A 1,759-nucleotide genomic window follows, 5' to 3' on the forward strand; every position below is an offset into this window, starting at 1 on the left:
TACAAAAAGAGTAATTTTTTAATCTGTGAATCTGTCTTCGACAGACGTAGTCTTTACTTTTTGTATGTCTTCGACAGACGAAGTCTGTGGCAAATTTGATTACCCACTCAAATCAACATAGAACCAATAATTTTTTACACACTCAAATCAACATAAACCTAAAAAAGCAATACCTTTGAAACAATAATTATTGTTATAATATTATAAAGCAAGCATTATGGAAAAGGTAATTTTAGTTGACAAGGATGATGTGGAAATTGGGGAAATGGAAAAAATGGAGGCTCACCAAAAAGGAGAACTTCACCGGGCATTTTCAATTTTTATTTTTAATGAAAATGATGAATTAATGTTGCAACAAAGAGCCTTTTCAAAATATCACTCAGGAGGATTGTGGACAAATACATGTTGTAGCCATCCCCGAAAAGGTGAATCAACAATTGAGGCTGCACATAGAAGGCTCAAAGAAGAAATGGGCTTTGATTGTGAGCTAAAAGAAATATTTACATTTACTTACAATGCCGATGTAGGACAAGGACTTATTGAACATGAATACGATCATGTTTTTATAGGAAAATACAACAAAGTAGTTGAAATCAATACAGAGGAAGTAGAAGATTACAAGTTTAAAAAACTGAGTGAACTCACAATGGATGTACTGATGAGTCCTAATGATTTTACAAAATGGTTCATTATTGCATTTGGAAAAATGATAGAATATTTAAACTCGAATCCTTTATAGAACCTCCCTTAAGTAGTGTCTCTAAGAAAACTCCTATATTTTTGACTGTTAGAATATTATGAGTATTTTGTCGCTTGAATATAATGTCATAAAGTAGTCGTTTGATTGTCATTAAGTTACAAAACCCAATGACAGCTTGGCTAAATGACTATTAATGACAATTGAATGACTTTTACATTCACATCCATTATTAATTCAAAGCCCAAGTATAATGAGTAATACAAAGTTTTATTAGTGCCACTAAGTAAGAGTTAAACATTATGAAAATTTGTAGTTTAAACTTTATCTTTGTACTCAATTTTTTTATATGCATACATTAAAATTTCCTGAAGCTTTTATAAAACGAATGAAAATTCAATTAGGAGATGAAGCTGAAGATTTTTTCAAATCATTAAAGGAAGAACCAGCTGTTTCATTAAGAGTTAATCCGGCAAAAAATACCGGAGAATATGAAAACGAAGAAAATATTCCTTGGTGTAAATTCGGAAAATATTTAAACAAAAAGCCTGAATTTGTTTTTGATCCGATAATTCATGCAGGTGGATATTTTGTTCAGGATGCATCTTCTATGTTTTTCCATAAAGCAATAAATTTTAGCAAGGATATTCGTGTACTTGAACTTAGTGCCTCAAAGGGAGATAACAGCACCCTTCTTTTATCTTTGATGACAGAAAATAGTATTTTGTTCAGCAATAGACTTCCAGGAGGAAAAGCAAGCATTTTAGCTGAAAATATTATTAAATGGGGAAATGCAAACGTTATTGTCAGTTCAAATTACAGCTCGGCTTTTAAAAATTTTGCGGCTTATTTTGATGTAATATTAATTGATGCTCCCAGTTCACTTGAAGGGTTTTTTAGAAAAAAAACAAGAACGATTGAAAAATGGGCTACTAATAAAGCCTTTCAATTCTCAGTAAATCAAAAAAATATCCTTGATGATGCAATTTCTCTTTTAAAAAAAGATGGAATACTGATTTATACAACACAAACATATTCACTTGAAGAAAACGAACAAATTAT

2 protein-coding genes are annotated in these 1,759 nt (G+C 30.6%); both read left to right on the forward strand.

The window, feature by feature from the left end:
• Positions 1-217: 217 nt before the first annotated feature.
• Positions 218-739 carry an isopentenyl-diphosphate Delta-isomerase gene (gene idi / locus U9R42_13395; protein MEA3497015.1) on the forward strand — a complete coding sequence of 174 codons (522 nt, stop codon included), beginning with the start codon at positions 218-220 and terminating at the stop codon, positions 737-739.
• A gap of 307 nt (positions 740-1,046) precedes the next feature.
• Positions 1,047-1,759 (forward strand): hypothetical protein (locus U9R42_13400; protein ID MEA3497016.1); only part of this gene is annotated, 713 nt, incomplete at its 3' end.

Source organism: Bacteroidota bacterium (genome assembly GCA_034723125.1).
Taxonomy (GTDB): Bacteria; Bacteroidota; Bacteroidia; order CAILMK01; family JAAYUY01; genus JAYEOP01.